Origin of the sequence: Streptococcus sp. 27098_8_82, from assembly GCF_041431615.1 — a bacterium.
Classification (GTDB): Bacteria; Bacillota; Bacilli; order Lactobacillales; family Streptococcaceae; genus Streptococcus; species Streptococcus sanguinis_K.
The window spans coordinates 248,097-273,602 of the sequence record NZ_JAPVYB010000003.1 but is presented as its reverse complement, the minus strand read 5'-3'; the positions used below and the strand labels follow the sequence as shown (position 1 = coordinate 273,602).

At 44.7% G+C, this 25,506-nt stretch carries 19 protein-coding genes; 2 read left to right on the top strand and 17 right to left on the bottom strand.

Translation table 11 applies throughout. The features are described from left to right. Positions 1 to 117: 117 nt before the first annotated feature. The 16 genes from O3627_RS07485 to O3627_RS07410 form a co-directional block, all read right to left on the bottom strand. Entirely contained in the window at positions 118 to 5,868 is a 5,751-nt protein-coding gene (locus O3627_RS07485; RefSeq protein ID WP_125382520.1) for a ZmpA/ZmpB/ZmpC family metallo-endopeptidase, read from the bottom strand. Between the two features lie 321 nt (positions 5,869 to 6,189). After that, complete coding sequence (gene dnaJ / locus O3627_RS07480) at positions 6,190 to 7,323, bottom strand: molecular chaperone DnaJ (RefSeq protein ID WP_002905343.1); 1,134 nt, start codon at positions 7,321 to 7,323, stop codon at positions 6,190 to 6,192. A 198-nt stretch (positions 7,324 to 7,521) separates the two neighbouring features. Next, positions 7,522 to 8,154 (bottom strand): DJ-1/PfpI family protein, encoded by a 633-nt coding sequence (locus O3627_RS07475; RefSeq protein WP_011837492.1) that lies wholly within the window; start codon positions 8,152 to 8,154, stop codon positions 7,522 to 7,524. Positions 8,155 to 8,381: 227 nt separating this feature from the next. Continuing rightward, positions 8,382 to 10,211: a molecular chaperone DnaK gene (gene dnaK / locus O3627_RS07470; RefSeq protein ID WP_371621328.1), complete on the bottom strand. Its 1,830-nt coding sequence runs from the start codon at positions 10,209 to 10,211 to the stop codon at positions 8,382 to 8,384. A gap of 253 nt (positions 10,212 to 10,464) precedes the next feature. Further along, positions 10,465 to 11,001 carry a nucleotide exchange factor GrpE gene (gene grpE, locus O3627_RS07465; protein ID WP_002908021.1) on the bottom strand — a complete coding sequence of 179 codons (537 nt, stop codon included), beginning with the start codon at positions 10,999 to 11,001 and terminating at the stop codon, positions 10,465 to 10,467. Between the two features lie 35 nt (positions 11,002 to 11,036). Next, positions 11,037 to 12,071, bottom strand: coding sequence for a heat-inducible transcriptional repressor HrcA (gene hrcA / locus O3627_RS07460; protein ID WP_011837494.1), 1,035 nt, complete (start codon positions 12,069 to 12,071; stop codon positions 11,037 to 11,039). A gap of 163 nt (positions 12,072 to 12,234) precedes the next feature. Then, positions 12,235 to 12,963, bottom strand: a complete 729-nt coding sequence (locus tag O3627_RS07455; RefSeq protein WP_343092096.1) for an ABC transporter permease — start codon at positions 12,961 to 12,963, stop codon at positions 12,235 to 12,237. Next, positions 12,956 to 13,795, bottom strand: a complete 840-nt coding sequence (locus tag O3627_RS07450; RefSeq protein WP_223310341.1) for an ABC transporter ATP-binding protein — start codon at positions 13,793 to 13,795, stop codon at positions 12,956 to 12,958. The genes O3627_RS07455 and O3627_RS07450 overlap by 8 nt, the downstream gene beginning before the upstream one ends. 41 nt (positions 13,796 to 13,836) lie before the next feature. Continuing rightward, the gene (locus O3627_RS07445; protein WP_111675324.1) at positions 13,837 to 14,409 is read right to left on the bottom strand and encodes a DUF2812 domain-containing protein; all 573 of its coding nucleotides are present in this window, start codon (positions 14,407 to 14,409) and stop codon (positions 13,837 to 13,839) included. Next, complete coding sequence (locus O3627_RS07440) at positions 14,409 to 14,732, bottom strand: PadR family transcriptional regulator (protein WP_111675323.1); 324 nt, start codon at positions 14,730 to 14,732, stop codon at positions 14,409 to 14,411. Before O3627_RS07440 ends, O3627_RS07445 begins: the two co-directional genes overlap by 1 nt. Before the next feature lie 220 nt (positions 14,733 to 14,952). Further along, a complete protein-coding gene (locus tag O3627_RS07435) occupies positions 14,953 to 15,741 on the bottom strand; it encodes a D-alanyl-D-alanine carboxypeptidase family protein (RefSeq protein ID WP_223310342.1) in 789 nt (262 codons plus the stop codon). Next, positions 15,728 to 16,426, bottom strand: coding sequence for a histidine phosphatase family protein (locus tag O3627_RS07430; RefSeq protein ID WP_343092095.1), 699 nt, complete (start codon positions 16,424 to 16,426; stop codon positions 15,728 to 15,730). The genes O3627_RS07435 and O3627_RS07430 overlap by 14 nt, the downstream gene beginning before the upstream one ends. A 99-nt stretch (positions 16,427 to 16,525) precedes the next feature. Continuing rightward, complete coding sequence (locus O3627_RS07425) at positions 16,526 to 17,227, bottom strand: histidine phosphatase family protein (RefSeq protein ID WP_125382525.1); 702 nt, start codon at positions 17,225 to 17,227, stop codon at positions 16,526 to 16,528. A 130-nt stretch (positions 17,228 to 17,357) separates the two neighbouring features. Then, on the bottom strand, positions 17,358 to 18,254 hold the full coding sequence (locus O3627_RS07420) for a hypothetical protein (RefSeq protein ID WP_343092192.1): 897 nt from the start codon (positions 18,252 to 18,254) through the stop codon (positions 17,358 to 17,360). A gap of 132 nt (positions 18,255 to 18,386) precedes the next feature. Next, complete coding sequence (locus O3627_RS07415; protein WP_002917733.1) at positions 18,387 to 19,724, bottom strand: PFL family protein; 1,338 nt, start codon at positions 19,722 to 19,724, stop codon at positions 18,387 to 18,389. 10 nt (positions 19,725 to 19,734) lie between these two features. Further along, on the bottom strand, positions 19,735 to 20,001 hold the full coding sequence (locus O3627_RS07410; RefSeq protein ID WP_002917734.1) for an ACT domain-containing protein: 267 nt from the start codon (positions 19,999 to 20,001) through the stop codon (positions 19,735 to 19,737). A 254-nt stretch (positions 20,002 to 20,255) separates the two neighbouring features. Between O3627_RS07410 and O3627_RS07405 the strand changes: the two genes are divergently transcribed. Next, positions 20,256 to 23,354 carry an LPXTG-anchored zinc carboxypeptidase gene (locus O3627_RS07405; protein WP_371621327.1) on the top strand — a complete coding sequence of 1,033 codons (3,099 nt, stop codon included), beginning with the start codon at positions 20,256 to 20,258 and terminating at the stop codon, positions 23,352 to 23,354. A gap of 58 nt (positions 23,355 to 23,412) precedes the next feature. Here O3627_RS07405 and O3627_RS07400 read toward each other — a convergent pair whose 3' ends face one another. After that, the gene (locus O3627_RS07400) at positions 23,413 to 24,447 is read right to left on the bottom strand and encodes a dihydrodipicolinate reductase (RefSeq protein WP_049553375.1); all 1,035 of its coding nucleotides are present in this window, start codon (positions 24,445 to 24,447) and stop codon (positions 23,413 to 23,415) included. Between the two features lie 86 nt (positions 24,448 to 24,533). Between O3627_RS07400 and O3627_RS07395 the strand changes: the two genes are divergently transcribed. Beyond that, complete coding sequence (locus tag O3627_RS07395; RefSeq protein WP_049553376.1) at positions 24,534 to 25,370, top strand: helix-turn-helix domain-containing protein; 837 nt, start codon at positions 24,534 to 24,536, stop codon at positions 25,368 to 25,370. Positions 25,371 to 25,506 lie beyond the last annotated feature (136 nt).

Below are 25,506 nucleotides of genomic sequence, written 5' to 3'. Positions count from 1 at the left end.
CATCTGAATCAGACCGTCAGTGACGACACAAACAGAGCAAATTCAAATGGGTTATTGATTACATATTGCTAAAGGTCATTATTTGCAGTTACACATCAGCAAATCTGACACTTTTTCTTAGGAACCCCAAATGGAGTTTTCATCCATAAAGCTGTTGGTGTTCTTGAGCAACTGCGTAAAGACAGCATACTTGAAGTCCTTGGTTGCCCGTTCATCGACACGAGATTTCTTCAGATCCTTGTCAACAGCTTCTGCAAAGCCACCTTTCAGCTCTTCAAAAGTACTGTAGACTTTTCCGTTGACTGTCACTGGCTTAATTCCTAAGTTTTGAGCTTTCTCAGCAACTTGTCTGAAGTAAGCTTTCTTGAAGGCTTCCATGGTTTCAAATTCGCCTTCAGAAATTTGCTTGATGATAAAGTTATCGCTCAAACCAGTCACACCTTGCTCATTGGCTGTCTTACGGTGTTTATTGGAAGCATAGCTTACAAAGCCTTTTTCATAGCCATAGTAACCCCAGATTCTGAAGGTATTATGCTTGAACATCAAGGCACCTGGCGCTCCAGTATTGTTTTGACCGCCACCATAGATACCCGTCATAAAGTCTATAGCAATATAACTAGAGTCGTAATCAGCAGGGTTATAAGTTCGATTGTCAACCGCACGGTTAGACAGCAAGCCTTGGTCAACCAAGTCCTCTACAGAAGAGACTGACATGGCCGCTTTCTCCTCTGCTGTCAACTCTCTCACGACATCATATTGAGTTCGAGCATCTACAACCTTCGGTTCAATCTTCTTGAACCATTTAGCTGCCGCTGCATTTCCTTTATCCACAACCGCTTGACCTTCAAGGTAATCCAGCAACATGAGGGTATCATTATAGCCCTTCATGTAATGGTCGATGTCTGCTCGGTTCTTGAAGAGACTTGGCGAGCTATTGAAAATGAGACTACCATTATTTGGACGATCAAAGGCCATATTGAGACCCAAAGCACCCCAGCCCGGCTGATCAGGAACAGGCGATTGGAGCATCCCTTGGGCATAGCCTTCTGGTCCAATCCCTTGTCGTCTGCCATGTCCGCCCAGATAAATATCTCTGTCATTGACGTGGGTAAGCTCGTGCGTGAAGACGGACACACCATATTCCGTCAAGAGGTCAAAGGCCTCGAAGTTCACACGGATTGAACCAGCAGCATGGGCGCCATAGCCATTTGACTTGTACCAGCCACCAGCTCTGCCACCAACTAGGTTAAAGAACTCGCGGGATGGTGCATAAGGATTGCCCTTATTATCATTTCCGTTGACATCAATCCAGCCACGTCCTTCTACATCGAAACCATCCCATACAGCTGTTACATTTTGCTTGACCATTCTGGACTTGATATCATCTGAGAGAAGCTTGTACCAAGTGTCTACGTGATTTCGATGCTGAGTCGCTACTTCCTTGATGCGCGCATTAAATCGTTCATCAGACCATGATCGGCGCTTGTCTCTGTTGACAAAGGCCATCGTGCTATAGTTTGACAGAATGGCTAAACGCGTATTCTTCAAGGTTAGAAGCGGAAGGATATAATTGCTGAAATATTCAGAGTTGAGGTTATCAAAGACGCGATACTTAGCAGACTTAATCTCCTCGACTTCTGACTGTCGTTCTTCAAACTGAATAAAGCCTCGGGTTGCATCCTTGAACCATGAATCCATATCCGCAAAGTCAGTCAGCAGGCGACGATTGTAATCCAAGTAAGCCACTAAATCACTAGACTTGGACTCAGCCTTCAACTGACGTGCAAACATATTGACATTGTCTGCCCCTTTCAGTTGATTTTCTGTCGAACGCCCAATCTTAATCAAGCGATCCAGCAATGGCACTTTTTCACCATAGAAGTCTGGTTTGAAGAGCACCAGCTCCTTGAGGTTGTAGTCGCCAAACTTGAGATCGTAATAACGGTTGAGGTAGGTCAGACCGAGCATGATAGCGGTCTTGTTTTCTTCGATTTTAGCTTTCAGAGCTTCGTTAGCTGCTGGATTGTCAGCATGGAATCTTGTCCATTCATTGGCTAGGAGCTTACTAAGCATATCCGACAAATTGGCTTTCACCTCAGCCAGAGATTCATCCAAGAAGAGGCGCTTCACTTTGTTGACCTTGTCATTATCATTAGGCAGACCAACAGAACGATAGACTTCATCACTGTATAGTTCAAAACTCTTCAAGCTCTCAGTCAGCTGAGTCAGCAGGTCTTCTTTGACTGCGGTTGAGTGATTTGGAGTATAGACTGTACCAAGCTCTGCAATCTGATATTCCGGCAGAGCCGTCTGTTCAAATCGTGCTTGATTTTGAAGATTGTAGATGGTCTTGCTTCCGTCTGCAAAATGGAGTAAGATCTTATCTGCATCTGTTACGCCAGCAACAAACTGATTGCCCTTCAGCGCTTGAACTGATAGGACTTTCTTAGTCAACAGGTCACCCGCCTTACCAGCATCCACCAGCTTATTGGCTTCATGAATCAAGAACTCTTGATTGTAGAAAGGCATAAAGCGCTCTAAGTTCTGATAAAGCTGTTCATTTTCTGCCTTGTATCCTGGCTTATCTTGATAAGTACTTGTTCTCAGGATAGCAGCATTTAGCTTCTCCGTTGTTACTTCGTTTGCGCTGGTTTGTTCAAGAGCCGTAATCCGATAGCTCTTGACTTTTTGCTCCGCTTCAGCTTCTGTCAAGCGACGGAACTTGGCATCTTTTCCTGTCTTGGTTCCAGAGCTTTGTCCCTGAACACCAAAGAGGTTTTGGAGTTTTTGTCCCATCCAAGCGTCGGTAATCTCATTATCTGAGCTAAAGAGCTCTTTACCGTTCACTACTGTGGCATAGCTGACTGTGTCATTGATAGTTCCATACGGCCAAATGGAAGCAGCGATACCAGCCGCATTTCTTGAGCCTGCATCCTCCAACTTACCTTTGGCAACTGATTGCATCAGCTTGCCCCAATTCCCCCAGCCTGAACCTGAATAGTCAGTGAAGTTTTGAGCGACCAGCATACCTGCATTTTGCCCACTCTTGACCCAAATATCCGCTTCGACATAAGCTCGGCTTACTAAGGACATGGCGTTGGTTCCAGCGATACCGGCTGTAACAGAGTTTCCACCCTTGGACTTAATACGACCCTTAAAGGAGACATTTTCAACTCGAGATTGGCCTTCTATATTGTTAACCAGACCGGCTATATGGTCTCTTCCTTCCAAGTAGCCTTGGACATTGACGTTTTCGATTACTCCTTTATTCTTCAAGCGAGCAGCAATTGTGGCAATCGTATCGCCCGCTTGCGAATCTGGATAAACCATATTGACCCGCTTAAAGTCAATATCCTTGACCGTTCCGCCAGTAATCGTATCAAATAAAGGATGCGCCAAGTCTAAAATAGCATGGCGTTCACCATTTTGACCACCAATCAGCTGACCTTTGAATTCACCTTGCAGGTAAGACTTGCTGTTGGCAGGTTTGTCAATCAGCTTGGCACTGATACTGCGGCCCAGAATAAAAGTTCCAGAAGGATCTTCCTTAATGCCGTCCAAGAGGTCTTGGAAGTCATAGTAGACATTTCCTTCACGCTTCTTGGCCTTTTCCAGATAGAAGTCAAAGCTATTTTGAAGACCAGTTGCACTTCTTTGCAGCAAGTCTGGCAGCTGAGCCTGGATCTTGAAGACAGGCTGGTTATCAACGACCACTTCCTCGATAGAGGTAACCGGCAGGACAGTGTCCTTAAATTGGTCTGATGTAAAGTGCAGGTAATATTGGTCCAGATTTGCTGGTTTTTCAGCCAAAGTAGGCATCAATTTTGTCTGGCCATTTTCAACCTTCATCAAAGCGACATTAGTGATGGATTTGAGTTCTACCTTCTTCAGATCAAGCTGGACTGTCTCTTGAGCTAATTCCTGACCTTCAGGGCCATTCCCTAAATCATAGGACAGAGTCGTCTCAATCTTATAAGGAGTATAGTAGTCCAAACCACTGAAGCTAGCAGTCAGCTGGCCTGCCATCAAGTTCTGCTCAGCTATCAGCTGGCCATCTTTCTTCAGACGAACATGAGCACTAGTAAAGGCTTGGTCCCTATCCGTCAGCTGGTATTGGACCTGAACTGACTTCTGCAATTCATCCTTCTTAACTGCTGAAACAGTCAGATTTGGCGCTGCTTTAAGGGCCAATAAGTCAGCTAAAGCCTGCTTGAGTTGGTTGACACCCGCATCTACTTCATCTTGACTAGACGAAGTTTGATAAACTGTCGCAGCCATATTCTTAATTGCTTGTAGCTGCTGATAGGATTGATTGGTGTAAACTCCTGGATCCACAGCCGCTGCTAAAGCTAGCTGCTTGCTCAATTCTTCTTTATTGATGCGAGCCTTGCTACCTCGAGTGACCACTGTATCAACTACTTCATGCAAGATTCTTTCAGTTGTTTGTGGCTCCGATATGCGATTACCGTCCAAGACTTCATAGCTGGTTACAATTTCTTTTTGTCCTGGAGTTCCATCGATAGTGGTCTCTTCATCAAGATACTTGCTATCATCTGTCTTGTTGACAACTTGAGGTTCAATCGTTTCTAGCTTGATGTCTGTATGTAGACTAGGCTGTTCTGGCTGAACTGTCGACTCACCATTAACGCCACCTGTGTATTCTGGCAAAGCTGGCTCAACTGGAGCCACGTCACTAACTGTAGCTACTGGAGCATCATAGACTGGATTGTCTGCTTGAACTGTCGATTCGCCGTTAACGCCGCCTGTATACTCTGGCAATGCAGGCTCAACTGGAGCTGTGTCGCCAGCTGTACCGACTGGTTCCGTGTAGACTGGATTGTCCGCTTGAACTACTGACTCGCCGTTAACGCCGCCCGTGTATTCTGGGAGGGCTGGCTCAACTGGAGCCGTGTCACTAACTGTAGCTACTGGAGCATCATAGACCGGATTGTCTGCTTGAACTAGCGATTCGCCGTTCACAGCACCGCTGTACTCTGGCAAGGCAGGTTCTTGTAAACTTTCCCCTTTTGCCGTTTCTATAGGTGGATTTGACGGCTGAGGAGCTGGACTAGGATTTGGAGTTGGAGCTGGAGTTGGAGCTGGAGCTGGAGTTGGAAGATTCCCTATCTGGCCAGAATCACTTTCATCAGGATTCAGCTGATACTGCAACCCTGCCTGAGCAGCTCGATCAATAGAATCAGAATCCTCTTTTGCAGCTTCTGATAATTCTGCTTGCGCTTGAGCCTCTTGACCAGCCGGCAGAGAGGTTGTCTTGGTCTCCGTCAAAGTACGCAAATCAGAAGCTGTAAAGTAACCGATATAGTTATAGCCTGCAATGGTCACATCCGCTTCAGAGACTGCTGACGACACCGCAACTTGACGATTATAAGAAAGCAATTCCCGATTTTCTAGCGCAAACGCTTGAGGAGACTGTAACACAGTTTGTCCCAAGCTACCTAGCAAAAGCACTCCTAGTAACTTACTAGATTTCTTACGTGAGAATACCAAGACAGCCAAAATAGCCGTTCCTGCAAATAAGCTGAGAAACGGCTGACCAGTATTTCCTGTACTCGGCAAGACAGTTTGCCCATCTTGCTTCCGATAAATCAGGTAATAATTTTCCCCTGTTTGCAGATTTTCAGGCAGACCTTTCTTAATCAGCCCTTTTTCCTGCTCTGTTAGCTCTTGCTCTTCAACATAAGTATAGTGAGCAGTCGCACCGCCTCCTACTTCATCTGCAGCAACTGTCGAACTGGACAAAGAGCTCCCAAAAATCAGAGCTGCAATGGCAACTGAGCCCACACCGACAGACAATTTGCGAATCGAATATTTCTGAATTCGCTCCTGCACTTTTTCAAAACGTTTCACTTTATAAATCCCCTTTTTCCTAAAATGTATAAAGTTAATCTCCCATTATCTTCCTAGCCAACTCCCCAGCAGGCTAAAAAGATGCGTCTTATACATATAGTATTATCATATATCTTTTAGGAAATTTTTACAATAGATTTTTCTTAAAAAAACAATTATTTTTTGTAAAAGTAAATAGAGAAAATCTCTTTACGCTTTTTATTGTGAATTTCTTTTGATTAAAGAGCTGATCAGAGCGGCTCTCTTCCTTGACTAGATTTACTTAAATAGCCTTCTAGAAAACACAAAAAGAACAGCATTAGGCTGCTCCTTTTTATATGATTACAAATCTTCCAAGGCATCTTTCATTTTGTCGAAGAAGCCTTTTTTCTTAGGATTGACCGAAATATTGCCAGCTTCCGCAAATTCTTTGAGGGCAGCTTTTTGACGGTCGTTGAGGCCAGTCGGCGTCACAACATTGACTGTAACATACTGGTCCCCCATGCTTCCACCACGCAGACTCGGTGCTCCCTTGCCACGCAGACGGAAACGCTTGCCAGTCTGTGTTCCTTCTGGGATATTCAGCTCCACATCCCCGTGAACAGTTGGAATATCCACACTGTCACCAAGAGCTGCTTGGACAAAGTTGAGATTGAGCTTGTAGTAAATGGTAGAGCCATCTCGCTCAAACTTGTCACTCGGCTCAACTTGGACCACAACATAAAGATCACCATAAGGACCGCCATTAAAGCCTGCTTCACCTTGACCAGACAGACGGACCTGCTGACCAGTTTCCACACCAGCTGGGATTTTCACCTTAACGCTGTGAGCCTGTTTTTCATGACCCGTTCCGTGACAGGTTTCACAAGGACTTTTGATTTCTTTTCCTCGGCCATGACAGACATCACAGGTCACTTGGCGACGCATCATGCCAAGCGGTGTCTGGGTATCAACATTGATAACACCTGATCCATGGCAGCGACCACAAGTAACAGGGCTAGTTCCTGGCTTAGCACCAGACCCGTCACAGGTACGACAAGTCGCTTCGCGGTTATACTTGATTTCCTTCTCAGCTCCGAAAATCGCTTCTTCAAAGCGGAGATTTACACGATATTGAAGATCATCCCCTTGGCGCGGAGCATTAGGATTACGCGAAGCACCGCCACCAAAGAAGCTAGAGAAGATGTCTTCGAAACCGCCAAAGCCGGAGCCATCAAAGCCACCGAAGCCGCCTGCACCACCGCCAAAGCCGCCATTAGCTCCCGCTGCGCCGTATTGATCATAGGCTGCCCGCTTTTGCTCGTCGCTCAGCGTTTCATAAGCCTCTTGGACTTCTTTATATTTGTCCTCCGCCCCAGCTTCCTTATTAATATCGGGGTGGTACTTTTTAGATAATTTCCGATAGGCTCTCTTGATCTCATCCTGAGAAGCATTCTTAGAGACACCTAGACGGTCATAATATTCTGTATTGTTCATGTAAGATACCAAGACCGTAAAATTCGACTGAAAAATAGGAAATCAGGCGACGGAGCGATGCTCCTAGGCTGATTTCTCTTTTTTCCAAGAATTTAGGTCGGGTTCAGTTCCTTTCTTTTATATTGAGTCAGAATTTTTGGAACCCGTGTTCAGTTGCGAACACCCATGTTCCTTTCTTTAAATTTTAGAAAATATTGATCAGAGGGTATTTTCAAATTCATGCTTCATTTCAGCAAACTCTTCTTCTGATAAAGTGAATATCAAGTCCTCTTCCGAATACTGATTACGTTCTTTAAAATAGTTATCAGCATTATCTACCAAACCTAGACTAAGAAGCACTTTTCTCGCAAACGCTTGATGTGCAAAGCCAACAGCCGTAATGATGTTCTTATTTTGCAGGACCGCTTGAGCTTTGAAATTCTCCCGTGGAAGAAATTCAAAATAGTCAAAGAAGTTTTGCCAAATCCCACCAGTAAATTTAGCGTCCTTCAACAAACCTGCTTTCGCCAATAAAATGGGTGCTGATGAAATAGCTGTAATTAAAACTTCTTGCTGCTTCAAACTTTTTAGGAAAGAAATCAATTTTTCATCATGCAAAGCAGGGACGATATTTATCATTCCTGGCAAAATGACACAAGAATAGTCTTCGATAACTACTTCATCCAGTATTCTAGTAGGTTGACAAGGAAGCCCATCTTCCGTTCTTATAACATTTCTATCTGAACTAGCATAATCAACCTCAACACCAAAAGATAGAGCTAAAGTACTGGTCAGACCAACTACTTCATAAAGTGAGAAATTAGGATAAATTAAACAGAGCACTTTCTTCATGAGCGTCACCCTCTAGTTTAGCGAAAAACAGAGGCTGGGTTGCAACCTCTGGATTTCTTCCTATCATTACGACGTGAAATTTTCAAAACAATATTTTTCGAAAAATTTTTGATGCGGTAGCTGATTGGATTTTAGGTTCGTCTTTCAGACTCCCAAAAATCCTAATCATCCTCGCGGGGGTTCGACTACGAACTAAAAACTTTCAATTTTTAGTTCTGTCTCACCGCCTATTTCTCAGTAAACTCTCCGTCTACAACATCGTCGTCTGCTTTAGTTGAGCCTGCGTTTTCAGCTCCTTCCGCTCCTGCTTGGGCTTGTTGAGCCGCAGCAGCTTGTTCGTAGAGTTTCACTGCCAACGCTTGAGCTTTTTCGTTGAGAGCTTCCAATTTCGCTTTCATGTCGTCCAAGTTATTATCTTCTTGCGCTTTCTTAAGTTCATCAAGAGCAGCTTGGGCAGCGTTACGCTCTGCGTCGAAGCCTTTGCCTTCTGTTTCCTTGATAGTCTTTTCAGTCGCAAAGATAGCTTGGTCAACTTCGTTACGAAGGTCAACTTCTTCTTTACGTTTCTTATCTGCTTCAGCATTCGCTTCTGCATCCTTCATCATACGGTCGATTTCTTCGTCAGTCAGGCCGCTGTTAGATTGGATAACAATGTGCTGTTCTTTTTGAGTTCCAAGGTCTTTAGCCTTAACAGATACGATACCGTTCTTGTCGATGTCAAATGTTACTTCGATTTGAGGGATTCCACGAGGAGCAGCTGGAATATCTGTCAATTGGAAACGTCCCAGAGTCTTGTTGTCTGCTGCCATTGGGCGTTCACCTTGAAGAACATGGATATCAACGGCTGGTTGGTTGTCTGCTGCTGTAGAGAAGACTTGTGATTTAGAAGTTGGGATTGTTGTGTTGCGGTCGATCAACTTAGTGAAGACGCCGCCCATTGTTTCAATACCAAGTGACAATGGTGTTACGTCAAGAAGGACAACGTCTTTGACATCACCAGTAATGACACCACCTTGGATAGCAGCACCCATGGCAACTACTTCGTCAGGGTTCACTGATTTGTTTGGCTCTTTACCAGTTTCAGCCTTAACAGCTTCTACAACAGCTGGAATACGAGTTGAACCACCAACCAAGATTACTTCGTCGATTTCTGACAAGCTCAAGCCTGCGTCAGAAAGAGCACGGCGAACTGGTTCTTTAGTGCGCTCTACCAAGTCACGAGTCAAATCGTCGAATTTAGCACGAGTCAGAGTCATTTCCAAGTGGAGAGGTCCAGCGTCCCCGGCTGTGATAAACGGCAAGCTGATTTGAGTTGAAGTCACGCCAGAAAGATCTTTTTTAGCCTTTTCAGCTGCATCTTTCAAGCGTTGAAGCGCCATCTTGTCATTTGACAAGTCGATGCCGTTCTCTTTCTTGAACTCAGCCACCATGTAGTCGATAATCTTTTGGTCAAAGTCGTCACCACCAAGTTTGTTATCACCAGCAGTTGCCAATACATCAAAGACACCATCACCCAACTCAAGGATTGAAACGTCAAAGGTACCGCCACCCAAGTCAAAGACCAAAATCTTTTCTTCTTTATCTTGTTTGTCAAGACCATAAGCAAGCGCTGCTGCAGTTGGTTCGTTGACGATACGTTCTACTTCAAGACCAGCGATTTTACCAGCGTCTTTAGTCGCTTGACGCTGTGCATCGTTAAAGTAAGCTGGAACTGTGATAACCGCTTTGCTTACTTTTTCACCAAGGTACTCTTCTGCATAGCCTTTCAAGTATTGCAGAATCATAGCTGAGATTTCTTGCGGAGTGTATTCTTTGCCATTGGCAGCTACTTTTTCAGATGTTCCCATTTTTGATTTAATAGAAATGATTGTATCTGGATTTGTTACTGCTTGACGTTTTGCCGCATCACCAACGATGATTTCACCATTTTTGAATGACACTACAGATGGTGTTGTACGGTTTCCTTCTGGGTTTGCAATGATTTTGCTCTCAGTTCCTTCAAGAACTGCAACTGCTGAGTTTGTTGTACCTAAGTCAATACCGATAATTTTAGACATATGTTTTTCTCCTTAAATTTTATATTCTATTTTCTTTTTGGTACTCTTCTTAGGTGGCGGCGCCGTCAGAGCTTGACTTTATCAATCTCTTTGACTAAACTTTGAGCCTAAGGTCTCAAAGTTTGCGCGAATAGCGCCACGGCGAAGAGTATCGTCTTTGGTTCGCTTCGCTCACTATTGCAAAGCTGAACAATTTTTTATCTTTCTTCATAGTTTATTGTCGTTTCGGACAAGATTTTTCAAGTTTTCTAGCCTAGTTATAGACCACTACCATTGCTGGGCGCAGGATACGGTCATGAAGTTTGTAGCCTTTTTGGAAGACCTGCGCTATAGTGTCAGCTGGGTGCTCATCATCAGCTGGAACTGTTTGAATGGCCATATGATAGTTATGGTCAAAAGCTCCGTCAGCTGGAATTTCTTCGATGCCCTCTTCTTTGAGAGCATGAATCAAGCTTTCCTGCACCATTTCCAGCCCCTTTTTGACATCATCTGTCAGACCTTCAACGGCAAGCGCGCGCTCCAGATTATCTATCGAAGGCAAAATAGCTTTTGCCAAATCCTGGCTGCGGTATCTTTGCAGCTGCTGGCGTTCTTCATTTGCTCGGCGCTGGATGTTCTGCATTTCTGCATGAGCGCGGAGATATTTGTTTTCAAAATCTTCTGCCCGCTCATTAGCTAGTTCTAACTCTGATTTTTCAGGGCTTACTGATTCAGCTTGCTCAGCTGTTTCTACAGCTTCCTCTTTTACTTCCACATCTTCTGGATGTTCTTCTTGTTTATGTTTTGCCACAAGGCACCTCCTTTTTAGGAATATTTATACTATATTTAGTGGACTTCGTAGTGATTACTGCTAAGGTAACGATAGAAGTCGGTTAGTTTCATAGTCAGCACGCGGTTGACGACATTCATCTGACTGACCAGTCGTTGGTAGTCAAGATTGACCGGACCGACAACTGCCAGCACTCCAAAGCCTCGATAAGGAATCAGGAATTTGCTGGAAATCAGTGTCAAATCAGCCAAACAGCTTTCTCTACTGTCTGCCACGCGCACGCTTTGCATCTGATCTTCAGCCAAACTATCGCGAATTTCAAATGCTACTTTCTGCGGGTCATCAAAAAACTGATAGGCCGTCAGGTCTGAGAATTCCAAGAGCTGAACCTTGCCAGACAGAATCACATTTTCCTTGAAAATATCACCAAAGATATGCTCAAAAAGCTGGATGACATTGTCCGTCGTAGTGAAATAGCGCTGGATAATCTGCGGAATTTCCGTCCGAATCTTGTAATGGATGTCCAGCACTGTCTGTCCCAAGAACCGCTCCCTTACTAGGCCTTTAAGCCTATCCAGGTCTTCTTTTAAGAAGTTGCGCGGAATCATAAACTGACTAGTGATGGTATTGGACTCATCCAAGGTGAAGACCGCCAGAGCCGTGTGCTGACTGAGCACAACGATGTCAAAAGCTGTCAAACGCTGCCGACTGGGTTCTACATCCAGTGCAACAACCGTGCATCCACTGAGCTTGGTTAAAAGGTCCGCTGCCTGTTGAAGAATGTCCTCCAAGTTGAAAAACTCATGGTCAAAGGCTTTGATAACCTCATAAAGTTCATTCTCAGCGAGACGATCAAAGGACAGAGAATGCTTGACAAAGTACTGAAAACCAGCCACGCTAGGCTTACGGCCGCTGGACGTATGCGCCTTTTCCAGAAGCCCCTGCTTTTCCAAAGCTGCCATATCGTTTCGGATGGTGGCACTACTGGAATTGATAGAATCCTGCAGGGCTTTGGAGCCGACCGGCTCGTGAGTCTTGGTAAAGATATCAATAATCAAATTCAAAATCTCATTTTGACGCTCCGTGACCACGGCATCACCTCCAATAAAGATTCTGCTGTCAATTAGCACTCAGCCACCTCGAGTGCTAACTCATGATTCTATTATACACTCTTCTACTCCAAAGTCAAGACAAAAACTCAAAAAATTAGCACTCTTTTTACAAGAGTGCTAAAAATCGGTCTAGCGACCTAGATTAGTCGTCCAAGATTTGCAAACGGCGCATCAAATAGAAAGAAATTCCTGAAAAAAGAAGCAGCCAAACTACAAGAGCCAAGAATTCTCCGCTCCATAAATGGAAATGAGACCAATCTTTCATATAACTAGTAAAGAGGCCCATAAAGCTATAACGCAGCACCTTAAATAAATCCTCGCTCATATTTGAAAACATAGGAATAAATGCCGCCAAGAGCATGGCTGGAACACTAAGAGATTGTGCCATGACCTGATTTTTACAAAACAGACCAACCATTAAAAAGAAGAAAATTAAGACCAGCATGGTCAATAAGAGAACCAAACTATAGCTGAACAGATGATTAGAAAGCTTGGCTCCCACCAAAAGTGGGGTAATAACGATATAAAAAATCCCAATAATCGCAGGCCAGATTAAAGCAGAGAGAATGTATTGACCCGCTGTCACACCAGCCAAGCGCAAACTTTGCAAATTACGTTTTTCCCTTTCCTCAGCTAAGATTATAATAATGGGTGTTCCAACAGACATGGCTAGAGAGAAAGGCAGAGAGATCGTAAGCAACATAATAGCTAGTTTATCCACTCCAATTTCCTTACCTGCTCCATTCAGAGAAAAAATAAATTTATAGAGAAAAATGAGGAAAATCGGCATAAAAACCTGCAATAGAATACTTTTATTAGCTAGTGTCACTTGACCTCTCAGCCAAATCATACCTTTGAATTTATTAGACATTTAAGGTACCTCCTGTCAACGTGATAAAAACATCTTCCAAAGTTGGTTCGCAGGAATGAATACTGATAACGTTGGACAAATCCAAACCACCTTGCAGTTCATCAAAGGTAACTGTCTTCGTCGTCAAATCTTCATATTCTAAACGAACCTTCTTATCTGTATTATACTTTTGGATTATCTCATGCGGACTGCCCACTTCGACTAATTTTCCTTTACTTAGCAAGGCCAAGCGATCACACAAGAGGGTAGCTTCTTGCATATCATGAGTCGTCAAAAAAATAGTTGTCCCCTGAGCTTTTAGTTCCAGCAGCAATTCGTGAATGGTGCGAGAGGTTGACGGATCTAAACCACTGGTTGGCTCATCCAAGAAGAGCAGTTTAGGTCGATTAATCAAGGCTCGGACCAGCAACATGCGCTGCTTCATACCCGTAGATAGTTTTTCAGCCACCTTGTTGCGACTATCATAAAGCCCCACTTTTCGGAGAAGTTCATCGACTTCTGTCATCTTAACACCAAAGAGCATAGCATAGGCTTTGAGATTTTTATAAAGTGACATCTTTTCATAAAAACCGCTGCCATCGCTGACAATCCCAATCTGCTCCAGCACTTCTGCCTTTAAATCCTCAACCGGTGCAGACAGCACATGAGCTGTCCCAGCATCTGCAGACAACTGACCAGTCAAGACATTGATAGTCGTCGTTTTACCAGATCCAGATGGTCCTAGGAAGCCAAAGATTTCTCCCTCTCGGATGGAAAAATCGATTCCTGCTAAGGCTTCTTGTTCCTTGAATTTCTTTTTCAAGCCTTGCACTTCAATAATGGTCTTTTTCATTGTTTTCCTCGCTTTCACAACAGTATTTAACAAAACTGCAATCAATCTTTCAGTTCCTGCCTCATTTTCCAAAAACGCAAGGCAATATGGACCAGTTGACAGAACAGAATGAGCAATATAAGACAGTCTATTGCTAAGATTGATTTGAATAACAGACTTGCTTTCAAACTTTTCTGGGAAATATCTAGAATGAGATAAGTCGTGACACACAAAACCATGATGGCTGGCAAAAATCGCCATACAAGCAAACGCTTGACCATTTCTAGCTTAGACCATGCGTCATTATAGATTTCAAGATCGCTGTCTGCATCAAGCTGAGAAACTGGCTTGCGGAAATAAGAGAACTGATTAAAGTTTGTAATATGCTCCCAGCCACAATCCTCAAACAGTTGATAATAGGATTCTTGCTCCGCCTTCTTTATGGGGCGAAAATCCAATTGATAGGCCACTTCCTGAGGCGGACAGGCTTCAAATGTATAACGAACTGCAACAAGAAAGGGAGAATAACTTACTTTCTTCAATTTCCAGCCTTGACTGTGCATTTTTTTAAAATAAGCTGCTTCTCTGTCATAGTCTGCAATGGTAAAGATTTTATAGACAATCTTCTTTTCCATCAAACTTCCTCCTTACTATTGCGGTAAAGGCGCTCAATCCGCTGGATTTCCAAGCCCAAAATTTTCTGTCCAAGTTCTGTAATCTGGTAGAGCTTTCTTTTTTCTTCCTCACGAACAAAGGCAATCAGACCATCTTTTTCCATCTTTGCCAAGGTCCCGTACATGGTCCCCGGGCTGATAGATAGCTGTCCTTCTGTCAGCTCCTTGACTTTTTGAGTAATACTGTAGCCATGCCTTTCTTTCTGAAGACAGAAGAGGATATAAAAACCTGTCTCTGTCATTGGCACATAGACTCTCCTAAGCTTTTCTGTCAATCCACTCATCTTCTCATCTCACTTTCACCTCGATATATCGAACCTTGATATAAAAAATTATATCGCAGTCCGATATAGTTGTCAAGGATTTATAAATATTTTTTTACAAAAAGTAATTCATTTTTATCTATCAATACTTGCAGCTGATTTGATCAGAAGCTAAAAGGATTAGAGACCTGCATCCTGATAAATCAGCATAAAAAAAGCCAGGAAATCCTGACTTACTTGTTTATTTCCCCGCTGCCTTGAGCAGGGCGATATATTCTTCCAGAACCAGATTGTGCTTCTGCATATACTGGGCATTCTCCACACCGACATAGCGGTAATGCCAATTCTCAAAGTCAACTCCGGTAATATCACTCTTGCCATCCGGATAGCGAAGGACAAAACCATACTGGGGAGCTAGCTCCGCAATCTTGGCTGCCAATTCATCCTCCTGGCCTTCTGGAGCGCTCATATCAATAGCCAAGCCCGTTTGATGCTCACTGGCTCCTGGAAGCTGCACTTGCTTCAGCACGATGTTGACTGCTTCTTCATTCGACAAGCCTTTGGCAACTTCCCCAGCAACTTTTTCGTTATAGAGTTCTTCCTGCTCAGCTCGGCTGCGATAGCCAGAGATTAAAGTTTCTTCAGGAGCTATCGCTTGGGCTGCTGCTAGAAATTGCCGAGTATTTTCAGCAATACGGCTGTCCACCTGGACCTCTCCAATCTGAGTCAGATCAGGTGTCTTTTCTTCTTGCTGGTTGTCACGATTGACCAAAATCAAATTCCAGTCAGCAGAAGAAACCTTGGGCAAATCAGACTGCGAACTCTCTGAGCCAGAAGAGCCTTTCGTAGCAGAACTGCTAGACGAACCCGAAAACTGAATCTTTGCAAGCAGATCTTGTAACAAGGACGGACGGAAATAAATCGCCGTTCCTCCAGCTGCCAGACACAAGACGATTAACAACAAAAGCGTTAACCCAATCTTCTTAGACTTCGATTTTCTCTTTTCTTTGCGATGTTTAGCGCGCTTCAACTTCTTCCTCCATTACTTTGGCACCGACCTCTCGATAAGACATGTCTCCGACGCAAGCTACTGTGAATTTACCGTCTTCATAGTCTATAACCGTCACACTGCCATTGTCCAAACCATGAGGCCGAGTTCGATTGATTAGATAGACAAAGGTTCCGATGGTCATGCCGTGGCTGACTACAAGAGCATTGCCGCCGCCAGCAGCTTCCAGCTCCTCAGCTACGGCTGAAAAACCTTCCCAGATTCGGCCGCTGAGTTTTTCCCAATTTTCTGCCCAGCCTGCTGTATCGACTTCTACAAGACCTTCTGCCAACTCAGCATAGCTGAGCTGATGAACGTGCTCAATATTGAAAACCCGGGGCATCACACCCATAAAGAGCTCTCCATCATAACCACCATCAAAACTGCCAAAGCACCATTCGCGAATCCGTTTGTCAAAGGTATAAGGAATCTGATCTGTCAGGCCCAGTTCCTCTAGAATAATGCTCATGGTCTGAATAGTCCGGCCGCTGTCGCTGGAACGAGCCATTTTGAAATCAAGCCCAGCTTCTCTCAAGCCAATGCCCAACTCATGAATGCCACGTTCCCCAACTTCAGTCAATGGGGTATCAGACCAGCCTTGAGCCCGGCCGATAGTATTAAACATGGTTTTGCCATGACGAACCAAGTATAATCTTGTTTTTGCCATTTCATTTCCTCCGTTGTTCTTTTCATATTATACCATTTTATGAAGAAATTGGCGCCATCTGGCTTTCAAAGCAAAAAGCAGGAGTTTCAAAACTCCTACTCATTCTTGGTTTTCTCGGTCTAATATGGCTGCGCCGACCTGACGGTAAGACACATCGCCCAAAGCTTGAATGGTAAAACGGCCATCTTCATACTCCAGCACTGTGACACTGCCATTTTCGACATTAGGATTTTTCGTGATATTCTCATCAACCAGATAAGCCAAAGTACCAATGGTCATACTGTGGCTGACGACCAGAGCATTGCCACCGCCTGAGGACTCTACTTCTCTAGCAATGGCTTCAAATCCTTCTAAAATCCGACCGCTAAGCTTATCCCAAGGCTCAGCCCAACCTGCCGAATCCACTTCTACCAGGCCATTCGCCAAATCTGGCCAACTGAGTTCTTTGTAATTATCCGTCTTAAGAACTCGTGGGATAACACCATGAAAGAGCTCACCACCATAAGCACCATCAAAACTGCCAAAGCACCACTCCCTGATGCGCTTGTCATAGCGATAGGGAATCTGGCCAGTCAGGCCCAGCTCCTCTAGGATAATCCCCATGGTCTGAATGGTCCGGCCGCTATCACTGGAAAAAGCCTTGACAAAAGGCAAACCCGACTCTCGCAATCCGATGCCCAGCTCACGAATACCGCGCTCGCCTTTAGCAGTCAGCGGGGTATCAGACCAGCCCTGAGCCCGGCCGATAGTATTGAACATGGTCTTGCCATGACGGATAACATAGAGTCTTGTTTTTGACATAGTTTACCTCTTTTATTTTTCCTTTGTTTATTATAGTATAGGCCTTCGTATTCTTTAGATAAAGAAGAGGGAGAACACGCTTCCTCATCATGATAGACAGCGGCTCACCGTGAAGTCAGCATCTAATCAACTATAGAGACTTAATATGAACTTTGACGGCACTGACACACCCAAGAATAATGTACAGATAATGGAGCCAATAATTAAGACCAAACTGTCCGGATAGAGCCGCTTTATTAATAGCGATAATGGCTTGCAAAATATTGCCTTCCCCTTGATAAAAAGAATTAGCATAGCCGATTTGAACAGCTACAAAACTCATCGCTAAAGTAAAAAAGAAACTTGCTACAATTCCTAAAACAGAAATGCCTTTGACAAACTTTTCATAGCAAGCAATGCTAAATAGCAGTGTAAAACCTGATATGAAGCCCATGGCCAAGGATGCACCTGTCAGAAAGAAGACAAGACATGCACCAAGTAAGCTCGTCAAGAATGCTCCGAGAACACCCAGAAAATAATGTATTTTCTGCGGATTTTGATGAGGAAGGGAGCGCTTTGTCGCCTTATCCAGCGAGATGGAGACCATCCGCTCATAGCTAGATGGCGTGAGAAAGAGCCAATCTCCTTTGAACTGATACAAGTCCACATCTCCGGTTTCACCGGTTTTTTCACAGGCGCTAACCAGCCCTTGCTCCTCAAAGTAGCGGGTGCAGTCCTCGATAGCCTCCTCCAAAATATCCGGCAGCAGATCCCGATCCTGATCAGCCAAAATCTGACAGGCTAGACAATAGCCAGCTCTCTCAAAATCAATCAAAACCTCGGAATCGTTGATCAGAGCTTCCAAGGTATCTCGACCGATATAGCCCTGCTCACATCTGACCGAGAAAAAAATCGCAAATTCATCGCCATCTGTTATGGTCTCTAGATAAAAAGCATAATCCCTTCTACGGCCATATATAATGCCGCTCTCTTTATCAAAATCCAAACCTAAATCAAGGGCCAGCTCAGCTAGCTCTCTTTTATTCATAACCTAAACAATCTCCTTATAATCCCCTACATTTCAAGCATCCAGCTAGATTCAATCCCGCAAACTCCTACTCGGAAACTGAATAACTGTCCTTTACGCTGCTTTCTTAAAAACTGTTTCAAATCTAGCTTTTTAGTTTTTAAAGCTGTGAATAGGCGCTGGAATCTGACCGCCCCGCGCGATAAAGGCAGCAGACGAAGCTTGATTGACCTTCATGACCGGAGCTGTTCCCAAGAGCCCGCCAAATTCAATCATATCGCCTTCCTTGCCTTTCGGAATAATCCGCACAGCTGTTGTCTTCTGATTGATAACTCCAATCGCCGCTTCATCCGCAATCATGGCTGCGATGGTTTCAGCCGGTGTCGCTTCTGGAATGGCAATCATATCCAAACCTACCGAGCAGATAGCTGTCATAGCTTCTAGCTTTTCTAGATTGAGCGAGCCGTTTTGCACAGCCGCAATCATGCCCTCGTCTTCTGACACAGGGATGAAAGCACCAGACAAACCACCAACTTGATTGCAAGCCATGACACCGCCTTTTTTGACTTGGTCATTGAGCAGGGCAAGTGCAGCTGTCGTGCCATGAGTGCCGACTGTTTCCAAGCCCATTTCTTCCAAGACACGGGCCACTGAATCCCCAACCGCTGGTGTTGGAGCCAGACTCAAGTCAACAATCCCGAACTTGACGCCCAGACGCTCGCTGGCCATCTGACCGACCAACTGACCGATACGAGTGATTTTGAAGGCCGTTTTCTTGACCGTTTCAGCGACCACGTCAAAGCTCTCACCACGGACCTTTTCCAAGGCCCGCTTGACAACACCTGGCCCAGAAACACCAACGTTGATGACCACATCTGCTTCACCGACACCATGGAAGGCGCCTGCCATGAAAGGATTATCCTCTACCGCATTGGCAAAGACGACCAGCTTGGCCGCCCCCATGTCAGAAAGCTGGGCCGTTTCCTTGATAATCCGCCCCATATCCGCAACTGCCGTCATATTGATGCCAGTCTTGGTTGAGCCGATATTGACAGAGGAGCAGACCTTATCCGTCTCAGCCAAAGCACGTGGAATAGAATTAATGAGGATTTCATCGCCTTTTTGATAGCCCTTTTGAACCAAGGCCGAGAAACCACCGATAAAATCAACACCGATTTCCTTGGCCGCCTTGTCTAAAGCCTTGGCCAATGGAACATAGTCAATGCTGTCTGTCGCTGCCCCAATCAGAGAAATCGGAGTCACAGATACCCGCTTGTTGACGATAGGAATCCCAAGCTCTGCAGCAATTTCATCCCCAACTGCCACCAGGTCTTTCGCTTTGGTCGTGATTTTTTGGTAAATCTTCTCCGCTGCCCGATCAATATCTGTGTCGATACAGTCCAAAAGTGAAATGCCCATGGTGATGGTCCGAATATCAAAATTCTGCTCCTCAATCATGGCAATGGTTTCTGTTACTTGTCTAATATCCATCCTTCACTCCTTAGATATTGTACATGGCATCAAAAATGGCTGCACTTTGAATGTTGATTTTGACATTGAGCTCTTGGCCGAAAGCTTCAAACTCATTGCGAAGGACCGTAAAATCTTGCTTTTCATCGCTGGACACCAAGGCCATCATGGTAAAATATTCCTCCAAAACGGTTTGGGAAATATCATCAATATTCAACCCCAGCTCCGCAATCTTAGTGGAAACTCCGGCTACAATCCCTGTTTTATCTTTTCCGATAACGGTAATAATTGCTTTCATGCTTGGCTCCAATCATTTTTAGTTTGTCTCATTGTAGCATAAATTCGAGGATTTTGTATACTATTTCAGAAAATAAAGGCAGAAGGTTCGGATATTGCAAATAGCACTTGAAACAAGGAAGATTCTCATATGCTCAGCAATTCACCTGAGAAACTATTTTGAACATCTTTGTATGTTTTTCTATTTTTGTTTGAAAGCGTTTTCGATATTTGTTATACTAAATATAGAATGTTTTACACAAAGGAGATTTCCTAATGAACGATTCATACAAGAAGCGTCTCTATACTCAGGCTTTGAGTTTATCAGCCGCTGTATTGATGGCTGTCTTAGCTCAGGGCAAGGCCACAGCTGACCAGCAGAACAGTACCGACTCACAGCCAGCCACCAATCAGGTAGAGGCTGTAACTCCTGCGACAGAAGCTGCTCCAAATCAGACAGGAGAAAAAGAACAGACTCCTGCTCCTGCAGCGGACAATCCAGCTGTCTCTGCAGCAGCTCAAACAAGAGCAGTTGCTTCTGAGGAAGCCAAGACCCAGCTGGCCGACAGTACCGTTTATATGTCCGAGCCTGCAGAGTTCAAGGAAACCGTCCAAGGACAGGCTTCTCAGGCGGGTAAGCTGACTTGGACTCTGGACAATAAACCAATAGCCGACTGGAAAACCTGGAATATGGACAGCGGCACCTTTACCGGCCAACCCTTTGTCACAATTGAGGAAAAGGTCGACGGTAACGACCTTCATCTGAATTTGCAGTTTCAAAAACTCTTCGGAGACGATCTCAGCCTTCGCTCTCCCCATAATATCCGCCGGACCTATCGAAACTTCATTGGCAGCCATGAACTGGTCGGTACGAGCCAGGACCTGAGCCTGACTATTCGCAAAAATATCGTCTTGCGTCCTTATGAAGACTTCCACAGCCATGAGGAGATGCTGGCATCTATTGAAAAAAGCAGACAGGATGCCAAAACAGATCGTTTGGTACAGATTGAGAACATTGGAAAGAGCGCTCAGGGGCGCGATATCAAGCTGGGTATCATCAGTTCTGACCAAAAGAGCATCGACGACTACCTCAGCACAACTAATCCGCAGGCCTTGACCAAACCAGCAGAAATGCTGGCAGCTCTCAAAAATGGCAACTTAGACTATAAACTGCCTGTGCTCATTAACAACACCCACGCTGATGAACAGCCTGCTATTGATATTATCACAGGTCTATTTAAGACCTTTGCCACCAAAGACCAAGTCAGCTTCAAAACAACCGCTGCCGATGGTTCTGAAAAACTTGTTACTCTCAAAATCCAAGATTTACTGAAGAAGTTTATCTTCCTCTTTGACTTTACGGAGAACCCTGACGGCGATGTCCTCAACACTCGGGCTCTGGCCAATGGCCTTGACCCTAACCGAGATACTGGCTACCAAGCCAATCCTGAAACCCGCACCGTTGCTGGATTGATTAACAAATGGAACCCAATTGCCCTCTATGATATTCACGGCTTTGTCAAGGAATTCCTGATTGAGCCAGCAACCCCGCCTCACGATCCTAACTTTGAATATGACCTTTTAGCCGACCTCATGCTGGACAATGCCCATCATATGGGGCGGGCCGGCGTTGCAAACTCTAGCTACGACAAATACATCATCCCAAAACTGGACTGGGGAGACGGATGGGACGATTCCTTCTCCGGCTACACAGCGGTTTATTCTATGTACCATGGCATCCTGGGACATACCATCGAAATTCCCGAGGGCAATCAAGAGTCCTACAAGGCTGGATATTACGCAGTTCTAGGAGGCCTTGACTATCTAGCCCAAAACCCAGACAAGCTCATGGAGATGCGCCTCAACTTCTACCTGCGCGGTATCAATAAAGTCGAAGATCCTAAGGCAGAAAATGAACTCGTCGGACCTGATGGTCAGGTCGTCGGCCGGATTAAAAAAGGCCAAGAAAAATTCTTCCCAGACTACTATGTCATCCCAACGGGAGTGGACAAGGACAACGATACCCAAGAAGCCTTTAATATGATTGACTATTTCAAGCGCAACGGTGTCCTTGTCAAAGAACTCAAGGAAGACAGCGGCAACTATAAAAAAGGTGATTTGGTTGTCGATATGGCACAGGCCAAGCGTGGCTATGCCAACCATGTCCTCTACAAAGGCTCAAATGAATCCAAGTGGGCTGCCATGTATGCGGAATTGGTTGTCAATTTCCCTGATATGAAAGGCTTCAAAGCCCAGCCAGTCTTTGGCGACAAGCTCTTTGAAGGCAAGCTAGGCGAGGTGACAGCCCTCCGTGCTGCACGTACCAGTCAGGTTGATCATAAAGCGCCTTATTACGTCATTGCCAATACGTCTGAGAGCGCGGTCAAGGCCGTCAACCAAGCTCTTGCTGAAGGCAAGAAGGTCTACCTGACAGATGACGGCTACATCGTTGATACACCGACCTTTACCAGCCTTTTAGATCGTTATGCTATTTACGGTGACGCCCTTTATAAGATTCCACAAGGACCGACTCTGAAGCCTCTCAAGGTCTACGCACCGCTGCATCAGTTTTACTGGGCAGGTGTGGACTCACCAGCTCACACTGCTTTGGCTCTGAAAAATATGGGCTTTGAAATCGTCGACAGCCCAGAAGAAGCGGACGTCATAGTTCTTGAAAGCAACAACTATGACAAGTCTCTTGTCGGACTTAAGCCAACCATCGTCGTCGGAGGTTCTGCTATGCAGCGCTTGGAAAAACTAGGTGTCCTAGATGGATTTGACGCTGAGCGCTTCAAGAACGGCAGTGACTATGAAGGATTGATGAAAGCCGTTATTCAAGACCAAGACCCGCTGACCAGCGGCTACAAGAAGGATGGACTCTTTTACTCCAACTCTGGTAACTGGATTGCTAAGATTCCTGCCAACTTTAGGACTCTTGCCAGCATTGCTGGCAGTGACTTCTACATCGCTGGCTGGTGGTCTGGCAATGAACAACTGGCCAACAAAGTCGTAGCCATTGCCGGCACTTATAAAGAACAACCTCTCTTTGTCTATGCTGGCAATCCGACCAACCGGCTTCACCCTGTTCACTTCTACCGTTGGATCTCAAATGCTATCTTTGGCAGCCAGTTGGCCGAACTGACAGACCTCCCAAGTCCTGCGACACCTGATCCAACCTATCAAGCGCCAAGTCAGACTGTCCTTGACTGGAAGCCTGCTACAGTGAATCCACCGGCTCAAACGGTAGTCCTGACCTACAAGAGTCAGCCCCTTCCGCAGACCGGCAGTCAAGAAAAAACTGCTAGCTTTGCTCTAGCTGGACTCCTAATCGCAGGGGCAGCTGGACTCTTACTTTTAAAGAAAAAGGAAAACTAATACTTAAAAACACACCTCCCAATTGATGCGGGAGGTGTATTTTTAGTTATAAGCTTTGTTATTTTTCCACATAGGTATGAAGTGGATAAGTCGGATAGGCCAAGTCACGCGCCAACTCTGAGGTTACATAACCTGCCGGTGCGTCTAACACAGAAGGGATTCGATTGACGATAGTGGCACAGGTCAAGGCTACGGTATTAGGCTTGCTGACTGAGAAGACTAGATTTGGCTCACCAGTAATTTCCCAATCACACATATCGCCGTCATTTTCACGATAGACCTTGCCAATACACTCTACTTCTAACTCAATTCCCTGATGGGTATGAATGGTTGTCACAGCTGACATACCCGTTACTTGCCCCGCTGGAACTGTGCGTCCCAGCGTTTCAGAATAAACATCTTCATCCAAAATGTAAGGAACACTCTTTTGCGAAATATCCTGAATGGTCCAGTTCATCTTAGAGCAAATAGCTTCAGCAGCATTCCACATATAGGACGGCAGACTCTCAGCACTGGCAATTTCCTTTTCAAATCGCTCTGAATCGTAACCAGCACCATGCGCTTCTGCCAAAGCCAGACCATAATCTTCCACATTATAGCTGACAATCCCTTTCACCTTTTGAATGCGATTAAGGCCAGACATAGCCAGGCAAGGCATATTAATCCAGTAAATATCCTGCATGCCTGAGCCCATTACAGTGACACCATATTCTTTAGCCAGCTTGTCCAAGCGGTTTGTTTCGGATGGCGACGTCGTCCAAGGGTAGATGGCTTCCTCACAGGTCGTGATGATATTAACTCCATGCTTGATGGCTGTTTCAAAAAAATCATACATTTCCGGCATATAAGAAGCAATGGTGACAATGGCAATGTCAGCGTCACACTCTCCAAAGACACGTTCAGCATTATCAGAAATCAGGACACCAGTCTTATAGCCTAACTCTGCAAAATCACCAACATCCTGCCCTACAACAGCTGGATTGTTATCAATAGCTCCGACGATTTCTACACCGTGATCCAGCAGATACTTGAAAATCACTTTAGACATCTTGCCGCAGCCATACTGGACAGCACGAATTTTTGTATTTCTCATGGCAAACCCTCCATTAATTGTTATTATTTTCACAATTATAGTATAATATCTCTAGTAACTAGAGAGTCAATAGAGGTTTTTAAAAAATGAAAAAAATTTTGCGTATCGGAGAGTTTTCCCAAATAAATCAGATTTCCATCCAAACTCTACGATTCTATGACCAAATCGGTCTTTTAAAACCCTATAAAGTCGATCCAGAAACCAACTATCGCTACTACCACATCAATCAATCTTCTCTGGTTGACTCCATTCAGTACCTGCGTCAACTAAATTTTTCTCTTGAAGACATCAAAGAAATCCTATCTGAGAAAGACCATTTTCAACTGCACCAGCTTATCGAGGAGCGCTATCAGCGCCTTCTAGAGGAAAAAGAGAATTTAGAAAAACAAATCCAAGAAATCGAAATCTTTCGGTCTGGTGCCCGTATCTATGGCGAAAAACAGAGCGAGCAAGAACTAGAAATCCAAACTTTTCCTGAACGGCAGCTGCTTACTTTTGAAATCGATCAAAATATTTATCAAATGAAAAGTGAGGAATACGAACTTGCTCTCCGCTGCTTCAAACAAGAAATCCTGCGTTACAGTCCTTTTTTCACCCATTTCAGTCGTGTTGGCTCCATTATGAAACAAGAAGATTTCCAAAAAGAAAGATGGATTTCCAAGCAACTCTGTCTCTTCCATCATACTCCCAATGAACTCCCTCACTTAAATCGAATATTGCTGCCGGCAGGAAATTATGCTGTTGCTTACTGCTCTTCCTTTGCAGATGAACTTAAAGCTCTGCCGCATTTTCACCAAGCTCTGACCCAAGCTGGATATACTCCTGTGGGCGATTATATCTGCGAGGTGATTCATGAACAGCCACAACTCCAGGAGCAGCACCGCGATATGTTCATCCGGATGCAAGTTCGGATAGAGGAGTAAAAAAAGAGGAAGATGGATGTGGCGAAATTTCTTGCCAGATACTAGAGCATGCTCAGCCAAAAAAGAATCATTTCGCAAGCCATAATTATATCAAAAAAGGACGGGAAAACCCCATCCTTTTTATGTGCAAATAACC